This window comes from Thiorhodococcus minor, assembly GCF_010820565.1.
GTDB classification, from domain to species: Bacteria; Pseudomonadota; Gammaproteobacteria; order Chromatiales; family Chromatiaceae; genus Thiorhodococcus; species Thiorhodococcus minor.
Genome location: NZ_JAAIJQ010000323.1, coordinates 1 through 618 on the forward strand (window position 1 = coordinate 1; position 618 = coordinate 618).

The following is a 618-nucleotide window of genomic DNA, read 5'->3' on the forward strand; positions in this document are numbered from 1 at the left end:
AAAAAGAACGGAAAACGCCGCCCGCTCGGCATCCCGGTGCAAGCCGACAGAGCTGAGCAGGCGTTGGAGCTGCTGGCACTCGATCCGGTGTCGGAGACCCTGGCGGATGCCTGCTCCTATGGGTTCCGCAAGGAGCGTGGAGCGCAGGATGCCATCGCCGGGTGCTTTCTGGCCCTGTGTCGTCGCCACAGCGCGGAATGGATTCTGGAGGGGGATATTCGGGCCTGCTTCGACGAGCTATCACATCCGTGGCTACTGGAGCAGATCCCGGCCGATCAAGGAAAACTGCGGGGATGGCTCAACGCCGGATTCATGGAGCGCGGGGTGTTTCATCCGACGACGGCGGGAACACCGCAAGGGGGCATCCTGTCCCCGACGGCGGCCAATATGGCCCTCGATGGACTGGAGGCACGTCTCAAGGCGCGCTTCCGAGGACATCACAAGGTCAATCTGATCCGCTATGCCGATGACTGTGTGCCACGAAGGCGCATTGCAGGGCGCAAGCCCTGCGTGCAGCCATGCTGCACAAGAGATGGGGGTCGGCCCCCCGAAGCCGCCGTGCAGGCGGAGGCTTCAAACCGCCCACTGCGGCTGCCTTTAAGAGAGGTGGTCGTGAGC

At 63.8% G+C, this 618-nt stretch carries 1 protein-coding gene; it reads left to right on the top strand.

The genetic code is table 11. From position 1 onward, the window contains the following. Positions 1–618 (top strand): reverse transcriptase domain-containing protein (locus G3446_RS27175; protein ID WP_245232849.1); only part of this gene is annotated, 618 nt, incomplete at both ends.